Consider the following 22,688-nt stretch of genomic DNA (forward strand, 5'->3'; position numbering starts at 1 on the left):
CACGGCAGTACCGTGCCGGGTGACGGGGATCCCACCAACTGAAGGGGATGGAAACATTAACCCCATGAGAGCCCGGGTACTGGTGGTCGACGACGACCCCGCGCTCGCCGAGATGCTCGGCATCGTCCTGCGCAGCGAGGGGTTCCTGCCCTCCTTCGTCGCCGACGGGGAGCGGGCGCTGGCCGCGTTCCGCGAGAACCGCCCCGACATCGTCCTGCTCGACCTCATGCTCCCCGGCATGAGCGGCATCGACGTGGCGCGGTCGATCCGGGCTGAGTCGGGCGTGCCGATCGTCATGCTGACCGCCAAGAGCGACACCGTCGACGTGGTGCTCGGCCTGGAGTCCGGCGCCGACGACTACGTGGTCAAGCCGTTCAAGCCCAAGGAGCTGGTCGCCCGGATGCGGGCGCGGCTGCGCCGGGGCGAGGACGTCGCCCCGGAGATGCTGACCATCGGGCCGCCCGGCAACCAGATCACCATCGACGTGCCGGCGCACACCGTCAGCCGCAACGGCGAGGAGGTGAAGCTGACGCCGCTGGAGTTCGACCTGCTGGTCGCGCTCGCCCGCAAGCCGCGCCAGGTCTTCACCCGCGAGGTGCTCCTGGAGCAGGTCTGGGGCTACCGGCACGCGGCGGACACGCGGCTGGTCAACGTGCACGTGCAGCGGCTGCGGGCCAAGATCGAACCGGATCCGGAGCGGCCGGAAATCATTCTCACCGTGCGGGGCGTGGGCTACAAGGCGGGCACCGGATAGCCTGGTCACACTGTGGCCACCTCCCCGATTCCGGACCCCCCGACGGCAGCTCCGCGCCGGCGTGTCGCCGCGCGGGAGCTGTGGCGTGGCGTGAGCGGCCGGGCCGCGCGCCTGGTCGCCGGGCTGCACCAGAGCTGGCGCCGGTCGCTCCAGCTGCGGGTGGTGACCATCACACTGGTCGCGTCGAGCCTGCTGGTGGGCGGTTTCGCCTACCTGATCGCCGACAAGATCACCGGCATCCTGGTGGAGAACGTCGAGACCGACGTGCGGCTCCGGCTGGGCAGCGGCGCGGACTACGCGGCGAAGCAGTTCGGCCTCTACAACCAGCCGCAGGAGGGGCAGCTCCAGGAGACCATCGACGGCACGGTCAACTACCTGGCCGGCGGTGACCCGCAGCAGACCACCGGCGTCATCGTGGCGCTCACCGCCGACAACCACACCGGGGCCATCCAGCCCCGGTCCTCGCCCGCGGTCAACGTCCGCCCGCTGATCAGCCGGGAGCTGCGCGAGACCGTCGCCGGGGGCAAGGTCGCCAGCCAGATCCGCACCGGGCGCCTCGGCGAGGAGCGCACGAAATACCTGGTCTACGGCTCGCCGGTGCCGACCCGGTTCGGCCAGGTCGAGCTCTACTACCTCGTGCCGCTGGCCCGGCAGGACGCCACGGCCGCCGACGTACGGGGCACCGTGGCCGCCACCGGAGCGGCCCTGGTGCTCCTGCTCGCCCTGCTCGCCGGCCTGGTCACGCGGCTGGTGGTGACGCCGGTACGGGTGGCCGCCCGCACGGCCCAGCGGCTCTCCGCCGGCCTGCTCGACCAGCGGATGGTGGTCAACGGCGAGGACGACCTCGCCCTGCTGGCGGCGTCGTTCAACCAGATGGCGACCAACCTGCAACGGCAGATCCTGCGGCTGGAGGAGATGTCCCGGCTGCAACGCCGCTTCACCTCCGACGTCTCGCACGAGCTGCGCACGCCGCTGACCACGGTCCGGATGGCCGCCGACCTGATCTTCGCTGAGCGGGACGAGTTCGACCCGGCGGTGGCCCGCAGCGCCGAGCTGCTCCAGGCCGAGCTGGACCGGTTCGAGGAGCTGCTCACCGACCTGCTGGAGATCAGCCGCTTCGACGCCGGCTTCGCCATGCTCGACTCGGAGCCGACCGACCTGGTGCCGGTCGTGCACCGGGTGGCCGACCGGCTGGCCGGCCTCGCCGAGCGCGTCGGGGTGGCCATCGAGCTGGACGTCCCCGGCACCCCGGTGATCGCCGAGGTGGACCCCCGGCGGGTGGAACGGGTGCTGCGCAACCTGGTCGGCAACGCCGTCGAGCACGGCGAGGCCAAGCCGGTGCTGATCACGCTCGGAGTGGACGACACGGCGGTGGCGATCACCGTCCGCGACCACGGGGTGGGCCTCAAGCCGGGCGAGGAGAAGCTGGTGTTCAACCGCTTCTGGCGGGCCGACCCGTCCCGGGCCCGGCAGACCGGCGGCACCGGGCTCGGCCTGTCGATCAGCCTGGAGGACGCCCGGCTGCACGGCGGCTGGCTGGAGGCGTGGGGCGCGCCCGGGCAGGGCGCGCAGTTCCGGCTCACCCTGCCGTCGCGGGCCGGCGACCGGTTGACCACCTCGCCGCTGCGGCTGGTCCCGGCCGACGCCACGCTGCCCTTCGGCGGGCCCCGGGCGGGCGGGCTGCTGGCCATCGGCCCCGGCACCAAGGGTGCGCTCACGATCGGCCCGGGCACCGACGGCGCGCTGGCCGTCGGCCCGCGCCGGCCGGGCAGCGGGGGGCACGCGGAGGTGGGGTCGTGAGGCGTCGGCTGCTCGCCGGCCTGCTCGGCGGCGCGCTGCTGCTGGGCGGCGCGGTCGGCTGCGGCATCCCGGAGAACACCGAGGTTCGGGTGGACGGGCCGGGGCCGGCGGCGGAGGGCGCCTCGACCAGCGGCAGCCGGGGCGAGCCCCCGAGCCGCAGCGCGGCCGGCACCGACGCCGAGCAGTTCGTCCAGAACTTCCTCTCCGCCGCGGCCGGTGAGCCGGACGGGGCCTACCAGCGGGTCCGGCAGTTCATCGTGCCGGCGGACCGCGACCGCCTCCAGACCAAGCAGGGCAGCGAGGTCACGCTGGCCGTCGTCCGGCTCACCGAGGAGCCGGTGCCCGTCTACGCCCCGGACCGGACCGAGGTCACCCTCAAGGTGCAGCAGGTCGGGCAGCTGCGTACCGACGGCACCCTGGCCCCGCCGGAGACGAGCACCACGACGTACACGTTCGAGCTGCGCAGCCAGGCCGGGCAGGAGGGCCTGACGGACGGCGGGCTGTACGTGGCGAACCCGCCGACCGCGCTGCTGCTCAGCGTCGAGGCGCTGGAGACGTACTACCAGAGCCGGACGATCTACTTCTGGAACAACGACCGCACCCGCCTCGTCCCCGACCAGCGTTACCTGCCGCTCGCCGTGCCGGACGAGCGACGGGTCAGCGAGGTGGTCAAGTGGCTGACCGCCGGGCCCTCGGCCTGGCTCGGCACGGCCGTGCGCCGGCTGCCGGACGGCACCCGCCTGATCAACAACGCCACCCGGACGGACGGCCGCTGGGAGGTCGACCTGGAGATGCCGGAGGACAAGGCCCGGCTGGAGCAGCTCGGTACGCAACTCGCCTGGTCGCTGTCGGACCTCGACGGGCCGCTCGACATCAAGATCCGCAACCAGTCCCAGGAGTTCATCCCCGACCTGGAGCGGCGCCGCCTGGACCGCCCGGTGCACCAGCTCCCGGAGAGCTTCCAGCGGTTCTGCGTCTACGAGGGCGCCGTTCACCCGCTGGCCTACCCGGGAGAACCGACCGGCCCGGTGCCCGTGGACGCCAAGGCGAACCGGAACGTCGTCTCTGCCGGGCTCAGCCGCGCCGACAACCAGATGCTGGCGGCGCTGGTGGTCTCCGACGCCGGCCGCCAGTGGCTCTCCGTCGGCACCGGCACCGACCCGGTGGCCGCCTTCACCCGCAGCGCCAAGGGCTACGCCGCCATGAGCCGGCCCGTCTGGCTGCGCTCGACGTACCGGGGGCAGCCGGCCGGGCTCGTGGTCGCCGACGGAAGCCTGTACCGCTTCGACGCCCAGTCGCAGCTCACCGCCGTGTCGCTGGGCGTACCCGGCCCGGTGACCGCCGTGGCGGCCTCGCTGGACGGCCACCGGATCGCCGTCATCGCCGGGGGCGCGCTCTACGTCGCCGCCCTCAGCCCCGACGGCGCGGGGGTCACCCCCGGCCCGGCCCGTCGGCTGCACACCCGGCTGACCAGCCTGTCGGCCGTCGACTGGTACGGCGAGAACACCCTGGTCCTCGCGGGCGCGGTCGGCCGCCCAGCGGTCTACGAGGTCAGCGTGGACGGCGCCCGGGAGAGCCGGCTGGAGGACAAGATCGGCGCCCGGGTGACGCACCTGGCCGCGTACCCGGCGAACGCCGTGGGGCGCGTCGGCGCCGCGATGTACGAGGCGAACGGGGTCGCGTACCGCAGCGGCCCGTTCGAGCGGATCCAGCCCGAGCAGGTGCAGGAGGTCACGCCGCCCTCGGCCGGGGCGCGCGCCGGCAACCCGACCGCCCCCTTCTTCCTCTACTGATCTCCGTGCGGGATCTCGGCGGGCTCTGGGCGGACCTCACCGACCTGGTGCTGCCCGTGGAGTGCGCCGGTTGCCGCGAGCGCCGGCCGGGGCTTCGGCACGGCGTCTGCCCGGAGTGCGTGGCGGCGCTCGGCGCGCTGCGCCCCCGGGTCGTACGACCCACTCCCGCCCCGCCCGACCTGCCGCCCTGCGTCGCCCTCGGTCCGTACGCGGGCCCGCTGCGGGAGGCGCTGCTGGCGTACAAGGACCACGGCCGGCACGGGCTGGCCCGGCCGCTGGGGGCGCTGCTCGCCGAGGTGGTGGCGGCGGCGGTGGGCGGGGTCCGCCCGGTGACGCTGGTGCCGGTGCCGGACACCGCGGCGGCGGCCCGCGCCCGGTACGGCGACCACCTCGGCCGGCTGACCCGGCACTGCGCGGACCGGCTGCGCCGGGCGGGCTGGCCGGTGCGGGTGCGGCGGCCGCTGCGGGCCCTGCCCCGCCCCGACTCGGTGACGCTGGACAGCGCCGGCCGGGCGGCGGCGGCCGAGGCGGCCTTCCGGGTCCGCCCGCGGGTCCCGTCCGCGCCCGACGGGGCGGCGGTGGTGGTGCTCGACGACATCCTGACCACCGGGTCGACCCTCGCGGCGGTGGGGCGGGCGCTGACCGCGAGCGGGCTGTCACCGACGGTCGCCGCGGTGCTCGCCGCGACCGAGCGACGGCGCACTTTGTGACGGTGCGTGTTTCCGTTTCACCCGTTGGTGTATGAGCTGCGAAAAATTGTTGGCCGTCCCGGCGACCGGGGGTGACTGTCGGGCGAACAGGAGTTAGCGTTTTCGTGTCGGGGGTAGGAGGTGTTTCCATCCGCCCCCGGTGGTGAAAGGAGGCGTAGCCGCACTGACCGGTCGACGCCGAGTGGGGCCCTCCCCCAGGGCGCGCGACCGGATGCCGGAACGAACGACCGTCCGAACTAGGGAGGTCACATGGACATCGTGGTCAAGGGCCGTAACGTCGAAGTGCCGGATCATTACCGGGTGCACGTGGCGGAGAAACTCGCGAAGATCGAACGCTACGACCATAAACTTATTCGTGTCGATGTGGAGCTGTTCCACGAGCGCAATCCGCGCCAGGCCGACCACTGCCAGCGCGTCGAAATCACCTGCGTTTCCCGTGGCCCGGTGATCCGGGCGGAGGCCTGCACGAACGACTTCTACAGCGCGCTCGACGCGGCCATCGCCAAGCTGGACACCCGGTTGCGCCGGGCGGCCGACCGCCGTCGCGTCCACCGGGGCCGGCACGCGCCGCTCTCCGTCGCCGCCGCCACCGCCGGTCTGCCGGTGGCCGGCCTCGACGCGCCGCTGGGCGCGTCCCCCGACGGCGTCGGGACGGCCACCGCCGTCGCCGAACGGGTCGAGGAGGAGGAACACGACCAGCCCTGGCACATCGCGCGGGAGAAGGTGCACCCCGCCGAGCCGATGACCGTCGACGACGCCCTGTTCCAGATGGAACTCGTCGGCCACGACTTCTACCTGTTCCAGGACAAGGAGTCCGGCCGCCCGAGCGTCGTCTACCGGCGGCACGCCTACGACTACGGAATCATCTCCCTCGCCGTCTGACCCCTCCGGCGCCGTGGTGGCGGCCCACCCGCCACCACGGCCGCCGAGGGCGGGCGGGTCAGCGGAGTTCGTCGGGGAGCAGCCCGAAGAGCAGGTCGTCGATGCGGCTGCCGGCCAGTCCCGGCAGCCGCCCGAGCAGCAGGCCCTCCCGGCGGAATCCCACCCGCTCCAGCACCCCGTGCGAGGCGGTGTTGTCGGGCACGGTGCCGGCGACCAGCCGGGCGATCCCGGCCGGGCCGAACGCCCAGCCGGCCAGGAGCCGCACCGCCCTGGTGGCCAGCCCCCGGCCCCGCTGGTCGGGCAGCAGCGCGTAGCCGACCGAGCCCTCGCCGGCCGCCGGGTCGGAGAGGCTGAGCCCGCAACTGCCCGCCGGCTCGCCGGTGACCGCGTCGACGATCAGCAGCCGGGCGATGGTGCCGGTGAGCCATGCGCTCTCGGCCAGCAGACAGCGCCGCTCGACGGCCGCCCGGGTCGGCGGCACCGGCGGGGCCTGGTTCGCCACCACCTCCGGCCGCGTGTGCAGGCGGTACATCACGTCGACGTCGTCCGGGCCGAGCCGGCGCAGGGTCACCACGCCGTCGGTGAGCCGGCCGTCGGGCAGGTCCGGCAGGAGCCGGGGGGCGGGACCGGGCGGGTCGTCGGCGAGGCGTACCCACGCGAGCAGGTCCGTCCGGCCGCCGCCGCGTAGCTGGCCGGCCGACCGGCGTACCCCCTCGTTGGTGAAGCCGGCGGCGAGCGCCACCCGTTGGCTGGCCGGATTCTCGGCGTGGGTCATCAGCTCCAGCCGGTGGAGACCGTGCCGGAGCGCGGAGTCGGCCAGGGCCCGGGTCGCGGCGCTGGCGATCCCGCGCCGCCGCGCCCACGGCGCGACCCAGTAGCCCACCTCCGCCTGCCGGCGCGGCGGCACGACCTGGCCGATGCCCGCGCCGCCGACCAGCCGGTCGGTGGTCCGGTCGGCGATGGCGTACGCGGCCCCGCCGGCGGCCCAGGCCGCCGGGGCGCCCTCGGTGATCCACCAGCGGGCGTCGGCCTCGGTGTACGGCTGCGGCATGCCGGGGTTGAACCGCAGGTTGACCGGGTCGCCGCAGCCGGCGGTCAGGTCGGCGACGTCGGCGGGGCGGAACTGCCGCAGCCGCACCCCGTCGGCCTCGATCACCTCGGGCGTCACGTCAGGTCCCCGGCGAGCAGCGCGCCGACCCAGGCGTCCACCCGCTGGCCCCGGTGGGTGAGCCCGCCCCGGGCGGTGCCCTCGACCGTGAAGCCGGCCTTCTCGGCGACCCGACGGGATGCGGTGTTGCCGACGTTGGCCTTCCACTCGACCCGGGCCAGGCCCAGCGTGGTGAAGCCCCAGGCGCTGAGCGCGGTCAGCGCGGCCGGCATGAAGCCGCGCCCCCGGGCGTACGGCGCCGTCATGAAGCCGACGTCGGCGAGCAGCGGGTCGGCGGGGGAGAGCCGCAGGTCGATCGTGCCGACGTACCGGTCCTCGGCGTCGGCGACCACGAAGCAGGCGCTGGTGCCGCCGGCCCAGGTGCCCCGGCCGAAGTGCAGGTACGACTCGGCGTCCGCCCGCTCGTACGGGTCGGGCACGGTGGTCCACCGGATGCTCTCCGGGTCGCGGCAGGTGTCGACGACCGCGTCCAGGTCGCGCTCCTCCATGGGGCGCAGCCGCAGGTCGGTGGCGCCGGCCGTGGCGAAGACGACGGGCTGGGGCCGGCCGAAGACGGCGGCCCGGCGGGCCTCCAGGGTGCCCGGTCCGGCCGGGCCGGTCTCGCCGGCGGCGGGCACCTCGCCGGGGAGCAGCGAGCCGATCCAGCCTTCCGCGCTGCCGCCGGGGGCGGGGTCGGCGAGCCGCAGCCGGCCCTCGACGCGGAAGCCGGCCCGGAGCGCGACCAGCCGGGACGCGTGGTTGCCGACCTCGGCCTGCCAGATCACCCGACGCAGCTCCAGCGCGTCGAAGGCCCAGCGGGCGACGGCCCTGGCGGCCCGGACGGTGACGCCCGCGCCCCGGGCCCAGGGTGCGGCCCAGTAGCCGATCTCGCCGGAGCGCAGGCCGGTGTCGATCGAGACGAGCCCGCAGGAGCCGAGCAGCTCGCCGGTTTCGGCGTCGCAGACCGCGAACGGCGCCCCGGTGCCCTTCGTCCAGTCGGCCGGGGCCACCTCGGTGACGAATTTGTGGGCGTGTTCGGGCAGATACGGGCGCGGTACGGTGGTCCAGCGCTGGATGTCCGGATCCTGGCAGGCCCGGTGCACCGCGTCGGCGTCGCCCGCCCGCCAGGGTCGCAGCAACAGGCCGTCTTCGGTGATCTCCACAGGCTCCACCCGAGCCATCGTGCCGGAACGTTCGCGGACGGCGTAACCGGATTACGGCGGGACGGCGCGAGTCGGGCGCGTTATGTCGGTTTCGCCGTCACGGAGGGCCGCCACCAGTGACCATCGCGCCGATGAAGCGCCTACGATGGGTCGAGACTGTCTAGGGGAGCGTTGATCCGTGTCGATTCTGGAAAAGGTCCTCCGCGCGGGCGAGGGCCGTATGGTGCGCCGGCTCAAGGCCATCGCCGCCGCCGTCAACTCGATCGAGGACGACTACGTCAACCTCACCGACGAAGAGTTGCGCGGCATGACCGACCAGTTCAAGGAGCGGCTCGCCGACGGCGAGACCCTCGACGACCTGCTGCCGGAGGCGTTCGCGGTCTGCCGTGAGGCGGCCGCCCGGGTGCTCGGCCAGCGGCCCTACGACGTCCAGGTCATGGGCGGCGCGGCGCTGCACTTCGGCAACATCGCCGAGATGAAGACCGGTGAGGGCAAGACCCTGACCTCGGTCATGCCGGTCTACCTCAACGCGCTCTCCGGCAAGGGCGTGCACGTCATCACGGTCAACGACTACCTGGCCCAGCGGGACGCCGCCTGGATGGGCCAGGTGCACGAGTTCCTCGGCCTCACCGTCGGCGTGGTGCTGCCCAACCGGCCGGCCACCGAGCACCGGGCCGCCTACGAGTGCGACATCACCTACGGCACCAACAACGAGTTCGGCTTCGACTACCTGCGCGACAACATGGCGTGGTCGAAGGAGGAGCTGGTCCAGCGTGGCCACAACTTCGCGGTGGTCGACGAGGTCGACTCGATCCTGATCGACGAGGCCCGCACCCCGCTGATCATCTCCGGCCCGGCCGAGCACTCCGCCCGCTGGTACGGCGAGTTCGCGGGCGTCGTGGCCCGGCTCCAGGCCGGCAAGGACGGCGAGGGCGACTACGAGGTCGACCACTCCAAGCGCACCATCGCCGTCACCGAGCGCGGCGTGGCCAAGGTCGAGGACCGGCTGGGCATCGACAACCTCTACGAGTCGGTCAACACCCCGCTGGTGGGCTACCTCAACAACGCCATCAAGGCCAAGGAGCTCTACAAGCGCGACAAGGACTACATCGTCAGCGACGGCGAGGTCCTGATCGTCGACGAGTTCACCGGGCGCATCCTGCACGGCCGCCGCTACAACGAGGGCATGCACCAGGCGATCGAGGCCAAGGAGGGGGTGGAGATCAAGCAGGAGAACCAGACCCTGGCCACCATCACCCTCCAGAACTACTTCCGCCTCTACGAGAAGCTCTCCGGCATGACCGGCACCGCCCAGACCGAGGCGGGCGAGTTCAACAAGGTCTACAAGGTCGGTGTGGTGACGATCCCGACCCACCGGCCGATGGTCCGCCAGGACCGGCCGGACGTGATCTACAAGACCGAGAAGGCCAAGTTCAACGCCGTGGTGGAGGACATCGCCGAGCGGCACGCGATGGGTCAGCCGGTGCTCGTCGGCACCGTCTCGGTGGAGAATTCCGAGATCATCTCCCAGTTGCTGCGCCGGCGCGGCATCCCGCACTCCGTCCTGAACGCCAAGTTCCACGCCCGTGAGGCCGAGATCGTCGCCCAGGCCGGCCGCAAGGGCGCCGTCACCGTCGCCACCAACATGGCCGGTCGTGGCACCGACATCCTGCTCGGCGGCAACGCCGAGTTCCTCGCCGCCAACGAGCTGCGCCAGCGCGGCCTCGACCCGGTCGAGCAGGAGGAGGAGTACGCCAAGGCGATGGAGGAGGTCCTGCCCCAGTGGAAGCAGGCCTGCGACGCCGAGGCGGAGGAGGTCGCCGCCGCCGGTGGCCTCTACGTGCTGGGCACCGAGCGGCACGAGTCCCGGCGCATCGACAACCAGCTGCGCGGTCGGTCGGGCCGGCAGGGTGACCCGGGCGAGTCCCGCTTCTACCTCTCGCTCCAGGACGAGCTGATGAAGCGCTTCCGCTCCGGCGCCGTCGAGGCGGTCATGGAGCGCTTCAACATCCCGGAGGACGTGCCCATCGAGTCGAAGATGGTCACCAAGCAGATCAAGAGCGCGCAGGCCCAGATCGAGGGCCAGAATGCCGAGATCCGCAAGAACGTCCTCAAGTACGACGAGGTCATGAACAAGCAGCGCCAGGTGATCTACGCCGAGCGGCTGCGGGTGCTCAACGGCGAGGACCTCTCCGACCAGGTCCGCAACATGATCGACGATGTCGTCGGCGCGTACGTGCAGGGGGCCACCGCCGACGGCTACGCCGAGGACTGGGACCTGGAGCAGCTCTGGGCCAGCCTGAAGCAGCTCTACCCGGTGGGCATCACGATCGAGGAGATGGAGGAGGAGGCCGGCGGCTCGCGGGCCGGCATCGACGCGGACTTCCTGCTCTCCCGCCTCAAGGAGGACGCGCACGCCGCGTACGACCGGCGCGAGGAGCAGCTCGGCGAGGAGGGCACCCGCCAGCTGGAGCGGATGGTCCTGCTCCAGGTCATCGACCGCAAGTGGCGCGAGCACCTCTACGAGATGGACTACCTCCAGGAGGGCATCAGCCTGCGGGCGTACGCCCAGCGCGACCCGGTGGTGGAATACCAGCGCGAGGGCTTCGACATGTTCGCGACGATGATGGACGGCATCAAGGAGGAGACGGTCGGCTTCCTCTACAACCTCGAGGTCCAGGTCAACGAGCCGGAGCCCGAGGCCGAGGAGGTCCAGCTGCTCGACAAGCCGGTCGAGATCCGGGCCAAGGGCCTGGGCCGGGCCCCGCAGCAGCAGGGCCTGCAATACTCCGCGCCGACCATCGACGGCGAGGCCGGCGCCGGTGCGGTGGCCGTCGAGCACGCCGAGCAACAGGCGCCCGCGCTGGGCGTCGGTCGTCCGGCACCGGCCGCCCCGGCCGCGCCGGGCACGACCGCCCCGGCGGCGCCGCAGCGGCCGGCGTCGGGTCTGCGCGGCCCGGGCGTCCCGGCCGGCAACAACCGGCGGGCGGCGTCGGGGCAGGCGGAGGCCGGCAACGGCCCGTCCCGCAACGCGCCGTGCCCGTGCGGGTCCGGCCGGAAGTACAAGCGCTGCCACGGCGCCCCCAACGGCGGCGCGTGACCGGCAACTGAGCGGGCCCGCGCCCGCCGGAGCAGTCGAGCCGTGGTCCTCGTGGACCACGGCTCGTTTCCGTCTTGGCCACCGTCCGCGCGGCTGGCCACCCGGGCCGGGGGTGCGCACCTCGGCGACCGCCGGGTCGGCGCGCACCAGGTCCGCCCCGGGCTCGTGGGTGAGCACCATGCGCGGCCCGCGCCCCGCCACGTCGTGGCTGGAGCCCGGTGGCTCAGAGCACCTGGAGGGCCGTGCAGAGCCAGCTGCCCCGGCGGTGCTCCAGGCGCAGCGCCATCGCCCAGGTGCGCCCGCCCGTGCCGGCAAGCACCGCGGCCACCTCGACGGCGGCGGTGCGCGGCTCACAGACCCGCAGCCGGAGCAGGCGTACGGCCGGGCGGGTCGACCGGCGGCGCAGCGGGCCGGAGCGGGCGGTGGCGCGGGCCAGCTCGGGCAGCAGCCCGGCCGCCCGGGTCGGGTCGAGCAGCGGCCTGAGCTGCCCGGGCGAGCGGTAGCCGTTGAGCACCTCCAGGCAGGTGCGGACGAACCGGTGCGCGGCCCGGGTCGCCTCGGGGGTGGCGGTCACCAGCGCGTCCAGCGGCAGCGGGGCGGCGGGCCGACGGCCGGGGCCGGTCGGGACCGGCCGCTGTCGTCGGCCGGGCGGCCGGTCGGCTTCGCGTCGGGACGGCTCGAACAGGTCGAGGACGAGCTGGGCGTGACCCGGGGCCGGCCAGTGGGCGGCGTCGTCGTCGGTGAACGGCGGCTCGAACGAGGGGGCGGGGCGTAGCCGCACGGGAGGGCGCGCCGGCCCGGGTCGGCGGTGATCGGTCATCCGGTAACCTCCCACGATCTTGCGTTTGCCTTCGTTTGCCTCCGACAGGCTCTATTCTCGGGCATGGCAGAGCCTACGGTCAATGGCCCTGCGGATCGGTCCGGTTACTCCGGGTCGCGGTCGGCCAGCGGGTTGCTCCGCACCCAGTCGGCCGTCTCGGCGTACTTGCGCTCGATGTACTCCTCCAGCCGGGCGCGTTCCACCCGCCACTGGCCGCGCCCGCCGATCTTGATCGCGGGCAGCTCGCCGCTGCGCACCATGTGGTAGACCTGCGAGTCCGACACGTTCAGCTCGGTGGCCACGTCGGAGAGCAGCAGGAACCTCGGCTCCACGAAAACTCCCGGGGTCGGCGTCGTTTGCTTCAGTTTGCCACCGACGGCCGACATGACCCAGCCACCCGGGCGCGACCTGCGCCGAGCCGCCCCGGGACACACCGGTCGGACGCTTCCACCGCAGAAGGTGCGCGGTGTATGACGGTCACGGGGATAGGGCATGATCGGCCGGGGCCGGCGGAAGCCGGCGCAGGGACCTGAACGGGGGAGACGACCGGTGACCGAGGAGCTTGTCCGGGTGTACGTGCCGGCGACCGTCCCGATGCTGACCCTCCTGCGTGGCGCCGGGCTGCCGGTGGCCGCCGCGCACGCGGTGACCCCCACCCTGCGGGAGTGGTACGCCGAGGGCGACGAGGAGGAACTGGAGTACGTCGCCTTCACCCGGGCCGCCCAGGACGCGTTGCAGCTGCTCCGGGCCGACCCCGACGCGCCCCGCCGCCGGATCGTCGTCTCGGTCGACCTGCCCGCCTCGGCCGTGGGCCGGGGCGACGGGGAGTTGGGCTCCAGCGCGGTCGAGCTGAGTGCCCCCGTGCCGGTGGGCGCCGTTGCGGCCGTCCACGTGGACGGCGCCGACGCGGTCGAGGACGTCTCCGCTGCGGCGGAGGCGGTCACCGAGGCCCTGGCCGGCGACCCGGACGCGCAGTTCACGGTCGACGGCGCCGAGGACCACGAGCTGGAGTGGTACGACGTCACCGAGCTGGACCTGCTGCTCCGCGCCACCTCCTGACCTCCCGCGCGCCGCCAGACGGCGGAAAGTCGGCGCGGGACGGGTGCCGCCAGGTCAGCGGGTGGGGGCGGCCTCGACCGGCTCGTCGTCGTCGGCGTGGGCCGGCCCCAGGGTGCGGCCGAAGGCGATCATCGCGGTCAGGGCGCCGACGAAGAGCACCCAGATGGCGTTGTCGATCCGGGAGGTGCCCAGCGAGGTCTGGGCCACCGCGTCCGCCTCGCTCAGCGCCCCGGCCAGGTCGAGCAGCGACCGCCCGCCGACCCGGATGATCACCTCGGCGACGATCAGGAGCAGGCCCGGGCCGGCGCCGGCCAGCAGGTAGGCGGGCCAGCGGGACGCGGGCGCCGCCGCGTCGAGCCGGGCGGCCCGGCGGCGGGCCAGGGTCAGGTACCCGAAGGCCAGCAGCCCGGCCACCAGGCCGGCGAGCAGGGACTCGGTGCGGGACACCCACTTGGCCGCGCTCAGCAGCGACTCCTGGCCGTCGCCGCCGCCGAACAGGTCGAAGAGCGGGTCGCGGGCCCGGCTGAAGGCCACCACGAAGATCAGCGTGCCGAGGGTGGCGGCCACCACGGCCCCGACCACGGACCCGCTACGCGCGCCGGCGACGGCCCCGCCGACGGTCGCGGCCGCGGCGGTGGTGGCGGCGATCACGTTGGTGGTCGCGTTGTCGGCGTACGTCAGGTTGATCGCGAACGCGGCGGCGAGCCCGACGAGCAGGCCGGTGCCGATCGCCGCCACGAAGCGCAGGGTGACCCGCTCGCTGCCCCGGCGGGCGAGCAGGTCGACCCCGAAGAGGGCGAAGCCGGCGCCGGCGACCAGCGCCGCCGAGATGACCCCCGGCAGTGCGAACGCGGAGAGGCTGATGGCGGTGAGCCCGGCCGCCGCGGAGCTGATCACCTCGCGGGTCGACCAGAGCATCGCGGCCAGCCACCCGAGCGCCAGGAGCGCCAGCACCGGCGCACCGGGCGCGAGCGGCAGCGCCGTCCCGCCCCGCGGGTCGACGGAGGGTCCGGCCCCGGTCGCGTCGGTCTCGTCCACCGGTGCGGCGCCGGTGGCGTCCTGCGCTTCGGCGGCGGTGTCCCCGGCGGCGTCCGTCGTGCCGGTGGCGGTTTTCCCGACGGCGTCCGTCGTCTCGGGAACCGCGTCGCCGGCCGGCGCCGACCGGTCCGACTCCGCGGCTGCGGAGCTGCCGGGCTGCTTGGTCATCGTGTTCCCTCCGACGGACGCCCGGCCCCGGTGGGCCGGCAGTTCACCGGCCACCCAGCGTACGCGTCCACCACGCCCGCCCCCGTGGCCCGCCCCGCGCAGGGTGGAAGGGCCGGGGGTGGGGCGTGAAAGAATCGGGAGAGGTCCCGCTGCCGTGACCGGTCAACCCGGCACGGCGTCGGCGCCGGTCACCCGGCCGGTGCCCGCGGGTCCGGTTTCGCCACCGCTGTCGAGATCGCCAGGAGCCTTGATGGACGCTGTGTTCTCCGTACCCGAGCCGCGCAACGAGCCGGTCCGCAACTACGAGCCGGGCGGTGCCGACCGGGAACGGCTCCAGCGGCGGCTGACCGAGCTGGCCGCCGAGCGGATCGACCTGCCGATGACCATCGCCGGTGAGCAGCGGATGGCCGGCGGCGAGTCGATCGACGTCGTGCAGCCGCACAAGCACGCGCACGTGCTCGGCGTCACCGCACACGCCACCCACGACGACGCCCGCGCCGCCGTGAAGGCCGCCAAGGACGCCGCCGGGATGTGGCGGGCCCTGCCGTTCGAGGAGCGGGCCGCGATCTTCCTGCGCGCCGCCGAGCTGCTCGCCGGCCCGTGGCGCGACACGCTGAACGCGGCCACCATGCTCGGCCAGTCGAAGACCGTCATCCAGGCCGAGATCGACGCGGCCTGCGAGTTCATCGACTTCCTCCGGTTCAACGTGCACTTCGCCCGGGAGCTGCTCGAGGCGCAGCCGATGTCGTCGCCGGGGGTGTGGAACCGCTTCGACCACCGCCCGCTGGAGGGCTTCGTCTACGCGGTCACCCCGTTCAACTTCACCGCCATCGCCGGCAACCTGCCCTCGGCGCCGGCCCTGCTGGGCAACACCGTGGTCTGGAAGCCGGGCCCGACCCAGCAGTTCGCCGCGCACTTCACCATGCGGCTGTTCGAGGCGGCCGGCCTGCCCCCTGGCGTGATCAACATGGTCACCGGGCGCGGCGAGGAGGTCTCCGACGTGGTGCTCGCCGACCCGGACCTGGCCGGCATCCACTTCACCGGCTCCACGAAGGTCTTCCAGCACCTGTGGCGGACCGTCGGCGAGAACATCTCCCGCTACCGGGGCTACCCCCGGCTGGTCGGCGAGACCGGCGGCAAAGACTTCGTCGTCGCGCACACCAGCGCCGACGTCGACGCCCTGCACACCGCCCTGATCCGCGGCGCCTTCGAGTACCAGGGCCAGAAGTGCTCGGCGGCGTCCCGGGCGTACGTCCCGCGGTCGCTGTGGGAGGGCGGGCTGCGCGACCGGCTGGCCGCCACCGCAGAGTCCCTGACCTACGGCGACGTCACCGACTTCGGCAACTTCGGCGGCGCCGTGATCGACGCCAAGGCGTTCGACCGGCATCGCGCCGCCCTGGAGCTGATCTCCGGCGACGACGCCTGCCGGGTCCTCGCCGGCGGCACCGCCGACGACTCCGTCGGCTTCTTCGTCCGGCCCACGCTGTTCGAGTGCACCGACGCGGCGCACGAGACGTTCACCACCGAGTACTTCGGGCCGATCCTCGGCGTGCACGTCTTCGACGACGGCCGCTTCGACGACGTGGTCGACCAGGCCGAGGCGATCGCGCCGTACGCCCTGACCGGGTCGATCTTCGCGACGGACCGCCGGGTGGTCGACGCGGTCGCCGAGAAGATGCGGTACGCCGCCGGCAACTTCTACATCAACGACAAGCCGACCGGCGCGGTGGTCGGGCAGCAGCCCTTCGGCGGCGCCCGGGCCAGCGGCACCAACGACAAGGCCGGCTCCTGGCACAACCTCGTCCGGTGGATGTCGCCCCGGACGATCAAGGAGACCTTCGTCGCGCCGACCGACCACACCTACCCCCACATGGGCTGAGGCTGAGATGTGAGGAAGGGCCCCTTCTTGACGCCTCGCGTACAGGAAGGGGCCCTTCCTCGCCAGCGGGCGGGGGTGGGGCGACGGCGGTACGGTGGCCGCTGTGACCCACCCCACCCCCGCGCAGGATCCCCACTTCGGCGAGCAGGGTGGCCTGCTCACCTACACCGACTACCTGCGGCTGGCCGACCTGCTGGCCGCCCAGGTGCCGGAGTCCGATCCGGCCTCCCACGACGAGCTGCTCTTCATCACCATCCACCAGGTCTACGAGCTGTGGTTCAAGCTGCTGCTCTCCGAGCTGACCGACGCCCGGGACCGGATGCTGGACGGTGAGACCTACCTGCCCCGGGTCCGGCTGGAGCGCTGCCACGTGGTGGAACGGGTCCTGATCGGTCAGGTCGACGTGATCGACACCATGACCCCACAGGACTTCCTGGCCTTCCGCACCAAGCTCGCCCCGGCCTCGGGCTTCCAGTCCGCCCAGTTCCGGGAGATCGAGTTCCTCTCCGGCCTCAAGGACCCCGACTATCTGCGCCGCTTCCGGGGCCTGCCCGACGTCGAGCGGGAGCGCCTGGAGCGGCGGCTGGCCGAGCCCAGCCTCTGGGACGGCTTCCTGGCCGTGCTCGGCCGGGCCGGTTTCGACGTCACCGAGGCGGAGTCGCGCTTCGCCGCGTACGCCACGATCGCCGGGGACCGGGAGCGGTTCGGGCCGCTGTGGGACCTCGCGGAGGCGCTGGTCGCCCACGACCAGGCGTTCTCGCTGTGGCGGGCCCGGCACGTGCTCATGGCCGAGCGGCAGATCGGCACGAAGCCCGGCACCGGGGGCTCGGCCGGCGGGGCCTATCTGCGCTCCCGCGTGGAGACCCGGTTCTACCCGGAGCTGTGGGAGCTGCGTAGCCGACTGTGACCGTCCCGCGCCTCCTCGACGCACTGTCTCGCGCCGACAGTGCACATAGGAACCCGACCGGGTGGCGAAAATGCCAAATCCTGGACGCCGCGTCGGCAAAGTGGCAGCGTGAGGGGCATGGCGGATTCCGGAGTCAACCCCACGGCGGCGGCCCTGCTCGGGCTGCTCCACGAGGGCCCCATGACAGGTGGCCAGTTGATGGCCGCCGCCGAGCGCCGACTGGCGCCATACTGGTCGATGACGCGTAGTCAGGTCTACCGGGAGCTGCCGGTGCTGGCCGAGCGGGGCCTGGTCCGGATGGGCAAGCCCGGACCGCGCTCCAGCCAGCCGTACGCGATCACCGCAGCGGGAAAACGGACATTTTCCCGCTGGCTGGCCGAGGAGCCGGGGCGGGACACCATCCGTAACCCGATCGCCCTGCGGATCGCCTTCGGCGAGCTGCACTCGGCCAGCCAGCTCAAGAACCTCCAGGCCGCGGCCAACGAATACCACACCGAGGCCCTGGCCAAGGTCCGGGAGCAGGTCAAGAACGCGAAGAAGGAGGGCGACGCGTACGACGCCAGCGCGCTGGAGTTCGCCGTCGCCTACCACAAGGCCGCCCTGTCCTGGCTGAAGAGCGCCCCGGTCGCCTGACCGCCCCGCTCCTCGCGCGAACTGGGTCTTTAGGTTCGTGACTGCGGGGCTCGCAGGCCCGTTCCTCGCACGAGCTGGGTCTTTTTGGCTCGTGACTGCGGGGCTCGCAGGCCCGTTCCTCGCACGAGCTGGGTCTTTTTGGCTCGTGACTGCGGGGCTCGCAAGCTCACTCCTCGCACGAGCAGTACCCTTGTCTGTCGTGACCGCTGCCGATTACGCCGAACAGCTCAAGGACCTCGACGCCACCCTGCGCAACATCGAGGCGGTGCTCGACATCGACCGGCTGCGCGCGGACAAGGACCGCCTGGAGCAGGAGGCCTCCGCGCCCGACCTGTGGGACGACCAGGCGAAGGCCCAGCAGGTGACCTCCCAGTTGTCGCACGTCAACGGCGAGATCAGCAAGCTCGGCAGCCTGCGTTCCGGGCTCGACGACGCCAAGGTGCTGCTGGAACTGGCCGAGGCGGAGTCCGACCCGGGGGTGCTCACCGAGGTCGAGGCGGAGATCGCCTCGCTGGGCAAGGCCATCGAGGAGATGGAGGTCCGCACCCTGCTCTCCGGCGAGTACGACTCCCGGGAGGCGCTGGTCGCCATCCGGGCCGGCGCCGGCGGCGTGGACGCGGCGGACTTCGCCGAGATGCTGCTGCGGATGTACCTGCGCTGGGCGGAGCGGCACGGCTACCCGACGGAGGTCTACGAGACCTCCTACGCCGAGGAGGCGGGCCTGAAGTCGGCCACCTTCACGGTCAAGGTGCCCTACGCGTACGGCACGCTCAGCGTCGAGTCGGGCACCCACCGGCTGGTGCGGATCAGCCCCTTCGACAACCAGGGGCGCCGGCAGACCAGCTTCGCCGGCGTCGAGGTGCTGCCGGTGGTCGAGCAGACCGACAGCATCGAGATTCCCGAGAACGAGATGCGCGTCGACGTCTACCGCTCCTCCGGCCCGGGCGGGCAGAGCGTCAACACCACCGACTCCGCCGTGCGGCTCACGCACATCCCGACCGGCATCGTGGTCACCTGCCAGAACGAGAAGTCCCAGTTGCAGAACAAGGCGTCCGCGCTGCGGGTGCTCCAGGCCCGCCTGCTGGAGCGCAAGCGCCAGGAGGAGCAGGCCAAGCTCCAGGGCCTCAAGACGGACGCCGCCGGCTCGTGGGGCGACCAGATGCGCTCGTACGTCCTGCACCCGTACCAGATGGTGAAGGACCTCCGGACGGAGCAGGAGACCGGGAACCCGACGGCGGTCTTCGACGGCGACCTGGACAAGTTCCTCGAGGCGGGCATCCGGTGGCGCAAGCAGCAGCAGCTCGCCGGCGACGCTGCGTGATCAACCGTGGGCGGAGCGCGTCGTCGATCTTCCCGGTACGCCCGGATTGGATGACGCGACTCGCAACGGCGGGGCGTGGGGCTTGGCTCCTCGGTTACACCGCGTAGACTCACGACCCGTGATTCAGCTTGAGCAAGTGACGAAGACGTACCCGAAGGCGTCCCGGCCTTCGCTCGACAACGTGTCCGTCTCGATCGAGAAGGGTGAGTTCGTCTTCTTCATCGGTCCATCCGGCTCCGGCAAGTCCACCATCATCAAGCTGCTGCTGCACGAGGTCTCGCCCAACAAGGGCCGGGTCGTCGTCAACAGCAAGGACGTCACGTCGATGCGTTCCTGGAAGCGACCCCACTTCCGGCGTTCCATCGGCTGCGTGTTCCAGGACTTCCGGCTGCTGCCGAACCGCACCGCGTACGAGAACGTGGCGTTCGCCCTCGAGGTGATCGGCAAGACCAAGGCGGTCGCCCGCCGGGTCGTGCCCGAGGTTCTGGAGCTGGTCGGACTCGGTGGCAAGGAGCACCGCTACCCGCACGAGCTCTCCGGTGGTGAGCAGCAGCGGGTCGCCGTCGCCCGGGCGTTCGTGAACCGTCCGCTGATCCTGCTCGCGGACGAGCCGACCGGAAACCTGGACCCGGACACCTCGATCGAGATCATGCGCCTGCTGGACCGGATCAACCGCACCGGCACGACCGTCGTGATGGTCACGCACGACTCCAACATCGTGAACCAGATGCGCCGCCGGGTCATCGAGATCGAGAGCGGCCGCATCGTGCGCGACCAGGCCCGCGGCGTCTACGGCTGAGTCGACGCCACCCCTGCGCAGCCTGACGACGAACACCTCATGCCGGAGACCCGGAGGAAATCCCGATGCGCGTGAAATACGTCCTGTCCGAGGTACTGGTCGGACTGTGGCGCAACGTGACCATGACCATCGCGATGATCATCACGATGGCGGTCTCGCTGACCATGCTCGGCGCCAGCGGTCTCATGTACCGCCAGGTCGACGACATGAAGGACCTCTACTACAAGAACATCCAGGTCTCGATCTTCCTCACGCAGGAGGTGACCCCTGAGCAGCGCGGCGCGTTGGAAACCCAGCTGAAGGCCGATTCGCTGGTCAAGGAGGTCATCTACGTCAACAAGGAGGAGGCGTACAAGCGCTTCCAGGAGATGTTCCAGGACGCGCCGGACCTGCTCAGCGCCGTCAAGGCGGACAGCCTGCCCGAGTCGTACCGGCTCACGCTGAACAATCCCGAGCAGTACAAGAACATCTACGACCAGTACAAGGACGCCGAGGGGGTCGACGAGATCGTCGACCAGAGCCGGCTGCTGGACAAGATCTTCGACATCCTCACCGCGATCCAGAACATCGCCCTGGCCGCCGCGATCGTGATGGCCGTCGCCGCCCTGCTCCTGGTCGCCAACACGATCCAGGTGGCGGCGTACAGCAAGCGGCGTGAGGTCGCGGTCATGAAACTGGTCGGCGCGTCGAACTGGTTCATCCAGGCGCCGTTCGTGCTGGAGGCCGTGGTCGCCGGCCTGATCGGCTCGTTGCTCGGCCTGGTGGCGCTCATCGCGGCCAAGTACCTGCTCTTCGACGGGTCGCTCCAGGCGCTGCAGGGCCTGCTCTCGCCGATCAGCTGGGGCGACATCCTGTTCATGTTCCCGCTGATGGCCGGCGTCGGTGGCCTGGTCAGCGCGATCACCGCCTGGGTCACGCTCCGCTTCTACCTGCGGGTCTGACGCCCGTACGGCTCGACGACGGCCTTCCCGCGCCAGGAACAAACGGCGTGGGAGGGCCGTTGCCGTTCGGGTAGCATGATCTCCGCTCCGCGGCCGGTCACGTCCGGCGCGGATCACCGGAAAGGGGGTGGCGCCGATGCCACGGGAAAAGGGACGCAAGGTCGTCGCCTCCAACAAGAAGGCCCGGCACGACTACGCGATCCTCGACACCTACGAGGCGGGCATGGCGTTGACCGGCACGGAGGTCAAGTCGCTGCGGGCCGGGCGCGCGTCGCTTGTCGACGCGTTCGCGCAGGAGCGCGACGGTGAGCTCTACCTGCACGGGATGCACATCCCCGAGTACACGCAGGGCACGTGGACCAACCACGAGCCCCGGCGGACCCGCAAGCTGCTGCTCAAGCGGCTGGAGATCGACCGGCTGATCGGCAAGACCCGCGAGGGCGGCCTGACCATGGTGCCGTTGCAGGTCTACTTCTCCGACGGCTGGGCCAAGGTGGAGATCGCCCTGGCGAAGGGCAAGAAGTCGTACGACAAGCGGCAGGACCTCGCCAAGCGGGACGCGGACCGGGAGATCGCCCGGGTCGCCGGCCGGCGTGGCAAGGGCATGGACGACTGAGGTGTCCGTCCTGTCCGGTTCGACGCGCCCGCCGGGGGCTCGGGATGAAACCCGTTGCGGCAGGCGTTACGCTTGTCAGTGCCGCCACATCGGCGGCCTGTCGAGGGGGTGACTGGTTTCGACTTCGTACGCAGCGACAGGGGAAGCGAGCCGAGGAAGCCGACGTCGTCTCGAGAATCGGTCGTCGGAAACCAATAAGCGCCAAGAACAATCGCGCTGACTTCGCTCTCGCCGCCTGAGGCGAGTAGTGAGTCTGTCGGCCTGGGAGCGCCTTCGACCCAGTTAGCCGGCATCAGCTAGAAGGCTGGCCAATCGGACCCGGTCGCGGGGTCCGTGCGGCGAGATCAATCAGCGACTGGGCCCGTCACACCAACTTGCTCGCGTGAGCGGTGGGGCCGAGTAGAGGCACAGCGAGCTGCGCTCGGAGAAGCCCTGACAAACCGGCGAAGGACCCGGGTTCGATTCCCGGCACCTCCACCACCAGACGATGCGCCCCGGTCCACCGGACCGGGGCGCATCGTCGTGTCCGGACCGGTCGGCACTGGGGCGGCCGGGTCGCACGGGACAGGAGGGACGGACGGGACCGATGAGGCCCGTCCCGCCTCTGGACAGGGCGGACGTGCGGGTCCACCATCGCTGTACGCGGTCAGACGCGACGCGGGAGGTGCCCATGGTCACCGGTCCGATCCAGCAGCCGCCCACCCCGCCCGGAGGGCTCCGGCCGCCCGCCGCGCGCCGGCTCCCCGGCGCCCCGCCCGGGGACCTGCACCCGCTCGCCCGGGCGCTGGCCGTCGCGCCGGCCGGACCGCGCTGGCGGGAACGCTTCCTCGTGGGGCTCGGCCCCGTGCAACGGGGCTTCACGGAGCACGTCCGGGTCACCGAAGGGCCCGCCGGCCTCTACGCCGAGGTGCTCGGCCAGGCGCCCCGGCTGGAACGCGGGGTGCGCCTGCTGGCCCGGGAGCACGTCGCCATCACCGCCGCGCTGAGCGCCCTCCAGCAGGCGGCGGAACTGCCGGACGCCTCGCTCGACGACCTCCTCGGCCGGGCCGCGCACCTGCTACGGGCCCTGGCCCGGCACCGGCAGCGCGGCGCGGACCTGCTCTGGGAGGCGTACGAGACGGATCTCGGCGGAGAGACCTGACCAGGGGGAACCGGCGT

Annotated in this window: 20 protein-coding genes and 1 other RNA gene; 16 read left to right on the plus strand and 5 right to left on the minus strand. The window is 72.4% G+C overall.

The window, feature by feature from the left end; genetic code table 11:
* Nucleotides 1-64: 64 nt before the first annotated feature.
* From mtrA to hpf, 5 genes are all read left to right on the plus strand, one after another.
* Nucleotides 65-754 carry an MtrAB system response regulator MtrA gene (mtrA, locus tag AC0OO9_RS19540; protein WP_089001893.1) on the plus strand — a complete coding sequence of 230 codons (690 nt, stop codon included), beginning with the start codon at nucleotides 65-67 and terminating at the stop codon, nucleotides 752-754.
* Nucleotides 755-766: 12 nt separating this feature from the next.
* Nucleotides 767-2,554, plus strand: coding sequence for an MtrAB system histidine kinase MtrB (gene mtrB / locus AC0OO9_RS19545; RefSeq protein ID WP_484511444.1), 1,788 nt, complete (start codon nucleotides 767-769; stop codon nucleotides 2,552-2,554).
* Nucleotides 2,551-4,347 (plus strand): LpqB family beta-propeller domain-containing protein, encoded by a 1,797-nt coding sequence (locus AC0OO9_RS19550; RefSeq protein ID WP_484511445.1) that lies wholly within the window; start codon nucleotides 2,551-2,553, stop codon nucleotides 4,345-4,347. Before mtrB ends, AC0OO9_RS19550 begins: the two co-directional genes overlap by 4 nt.
* Before the next feature lie 5 nt (nucleotides 4,348-4,352).
* A complete protein-coding gene (locus AC0OO9_RS19555; protein ID WP_484511446.1) occupies nucleotides 4,353-5,057 on the plus strand; it encodes a ComF family protein in 705 nt (234 codons plus the stop codon).
* Nucleotides 5,058-5,306: 249 nt separating this feature from the next.
* Nucleotides 5,307-5,939: a ribosome hibernation-promoting factor, HPF/YfiA family gene (gene hpf / locus AC0OO9_RS19560; protein WP_132233588.1), complete on the plus strand. Its 633-nt coding sequence runs from the start codon at nucleotides 5,307-5,309 to the stop codon at nucleotides 5,937-5,939.
* A gap of 58 nt (nucleotides 5,940-5,997) precedes the next feature.
* On the opposite strand, the gene AC0OO9_RS19565 is transcribed toward hpf, so the two are convergent.
* Together AC0OO9_RS19565 and AC0OO9_RS19570 are read right to left on the minus strand one after the other, a co-directional pair.
* Entirely contained in the window at nucleotides 5,998-7,107 is a 1,110-nt protein-coding gene (locus AC0OO9_RS19565; protein ID WP_484511447.1) for a GNAT family N-acetyltransferase, read from the minus strand.
* Nucleotides 7,104-8,267 carry a GNAT family N-acetyltransferase gene (locus tag AC0OO9_RS19570; protein WP_484511448.1) on the minus strand — a complete coding sequence of 388 codons (1,164 nt, stop codon included), beginning with the start codon at nucleotides 8,265-8,267 and terminating at the stop codon, nucleotides 7,104-7,106. The genes AC0OO9_RS19565 and AC0OO9_RS19570 overlap by 4 nt, the downstream gene beginning before the upstream one ends.
* 160 nt (nucleotides 8,268-8,427) lie before the next feature.
* On the opposite strand from AC0OO9_RS19570, the gene secA reads away from it, so the two are divergent.
* Nucleotides 8,428-11,349: a preprotein translocase subunit SecA gene (secA, locus tag AC0OO9_RS19575; protein WP_421457361.1), complete on the plus strand. Its 2,922-nt coding sequence runs from the start codon at nucleotides 8,428-8,430 to the stop codon at nucleotides 11,347-11,349.
* Between the two features lie 223 nt (nucleotides 11,350-11,572).
* Here secA and AC0OO9_RS19580 read toward each other — a convergent pair whose 3' ends face one another.
* Nucleotides 11,573-12,169 carry an Rv3235 family protein gene (locus tag AC0OO9_RS19580; RefSeq protein ID WP_484511449.1) on the minus strand — a complete coding sequence of 199 codons (597 nt, stop codon included), beginning with the start codon at nucleotides 12,167-12,169 and terminating at the stop codon, nucleotides 11,573-11,575.
* A gap of 104 nt (nucleotides 12,170-12,273) precedes the next feature.
* Nucleotides 12,274-12,501 carry a helix-turn-helix domain-containing protein gene (locus AC0OO9_RS19585; RefSeq protein ID WP_121396459.1) on the minus strand — a complete coding sequence of 76 codons (228 nt, stop codon included), beginning with the start codon at nucleotides 12,499-12,501 and terminating at the stop codon, nucleotides 12,274-12,276.
* Between the two features lie 217 nt (nucleotides 12,502-12,718).
* Between AC0OO9_RS19585 and AC0OO9_RS19590 the strand changes: the two genes are divergently transcribed.
* The gene (locus AC0OO9_RS19590) at nucleotides 12,719-13,228 is read left to right on the plus strand and encodes a DUF6912 family protein (protein WP_132233598.1); all 510 of its coding nucleotides are present in this window, start codon (nucleotides 12,719-12,721) and stop codon (nucleotides 13,226-13,228) included.
* A gap of 54 nt (nucleotides 13,229-13,282) precedes the next feature.
* Here AC0OO9_RS19590 and AC0OO9_RS19595 read toward each other — a convergent pair whose 3' ends face one another.
* Nucleotides 13,283-14,434, minus strand: coding sequence for a hypothetical protein (locus tag AC0OO9_RS19595; RefSeq protein ID WP_484511450.1), 1,152 nt, complete (start codon nucleotides 14,432-14,434; stop codon nucleotides 13,283-13,285).
* Nucleotides 14,435-14,684: 250 nt separating this feature from the next.
* Here AC0OO9_RS19595 and pruA point away from each other — a divergent pair, with 250 nt between their 5' ends.
* From pruA to AC0OO9_RS19640, 9 genes are all read left to right on the plus strand, one after another.
* Nucleotides 14,685-16,313 carry an L-glutamate gamma-semialdehyde dehydrogenase gene (gene pruA / locus AC0OO9_RS19600; protein ID WP_484511451.1) on the plus strand — a complete coding sequence of 543 codons (1,629 nt, stop codon included), beginning with the start codon at nucleotides 14,685-14,687 and terminating at the stop codon, nucleotides 16,311-16,313.
* A gap of 103 nt (nucleotides 16,314-16,416) precedes the next feature.
* Entirely contained in the window at nucleotides 16,417-17,220 is an 804-nt protein-coding gene (locus AC0OO9_RS19605; RefSeq protein ID WP_484511452.1) for a tryptophan 2,3-dioxygenase, read from the plus strand.
* Nucleotides 17,221-17,337: 117 nt separating this feature from the next.
* Nucleotides 17,338-17,853: a PadR family transcriptional regulator gene (locus AC0OO9_RS19610; protein WP_357576468.1), complete on the plus strand. Its 516-nt coding sequence runs from the start codon at nucleotides 17,338-17,340 to the stop codon at nucleotides 17,851-17,853.
* A 199-nt stretch (nucleotides 17,854-18,052) separates the two neighbouring features.
* Complete coding sequence (gene prfB / locus AC0OO9_RS19615) at nucleotides 18,053-19,174, plus strand: peptide chain release factor 2 (RefSeq protein ID WP_484511453.1); 1,122 nt, start codon at nucleotides 18,053-18,055, stop codon at nucleotides 19,172-19,174.
* A gap of 118 nt (nucleotides 19,175-19,292) precedes the next feature.
* Entirely contained in the window at nucleotides 19,293-19,973 is a 681-nt protein-coding gene (gene ftsE / locus AC0OO9_RS19620) for a cell division ATP-binding protein FtsE (protein ID WP_089001878.1), read from the plus strand.
* A 65-nt stretch (nucleotides 19,974-20,038) separates the two neighbouring features.
* The gene (gene ftsX, locus AC0OO9_RS19625; RefSeq protein ID WP_484511454.1) at nucleotides 20,039-20,914 is read left to right on the plus strand and encodes a permease-like cell division protein FtsX; all 876 of its coding nucleotides are present in this window, start codon (nucleotides 20,039-20,041) and stop codon (nucleotides 20,912-20,914) included.
* A 136-nt stretch (nucleotides 20,915-21,050) separates the two neighbouring features.
* On the plus strand, nucleotides 21,051-21,530 hold the full coding sequence (smpB, locus tag AC0OO9_RS19630) for an SsrA-binding protein SmpB (protein WP_132233612.1): 480 nt from the start codon (nucleotides 21,051-21,053) through the stop codon (nucleotides 21,528-21,530).
* Nucleotides 21,531-21,634: 104 nt separating this feature from the next.
* Nucleotides 21,635-22,010: a transfer-messenger RNA gene (gene ssrA, locus AC0OO9_RS19635) on the plus strand.
* A 190-nt stretch (nucleotides 22,011-22,200) separates the two neighbouring features.
* On the plus strand, nucleotides 22,201-22,671 hold the full coding sequence (locus AC0OO9_RS19640; RefSeq protein ID WP_484511455.1) for a hypothetical protein: 471 nt from the start codon (nucleotides 22,201-22,203) through the stop codon (nucleotides 22,669-22,671).
* The last annotated feature ends 17 nt before the right edge of the window (nucleotides 22,672-22,688 follow it).

Source organism: Micromonospora sp. USAFONa4 (genome assembly GCF_057197825.1).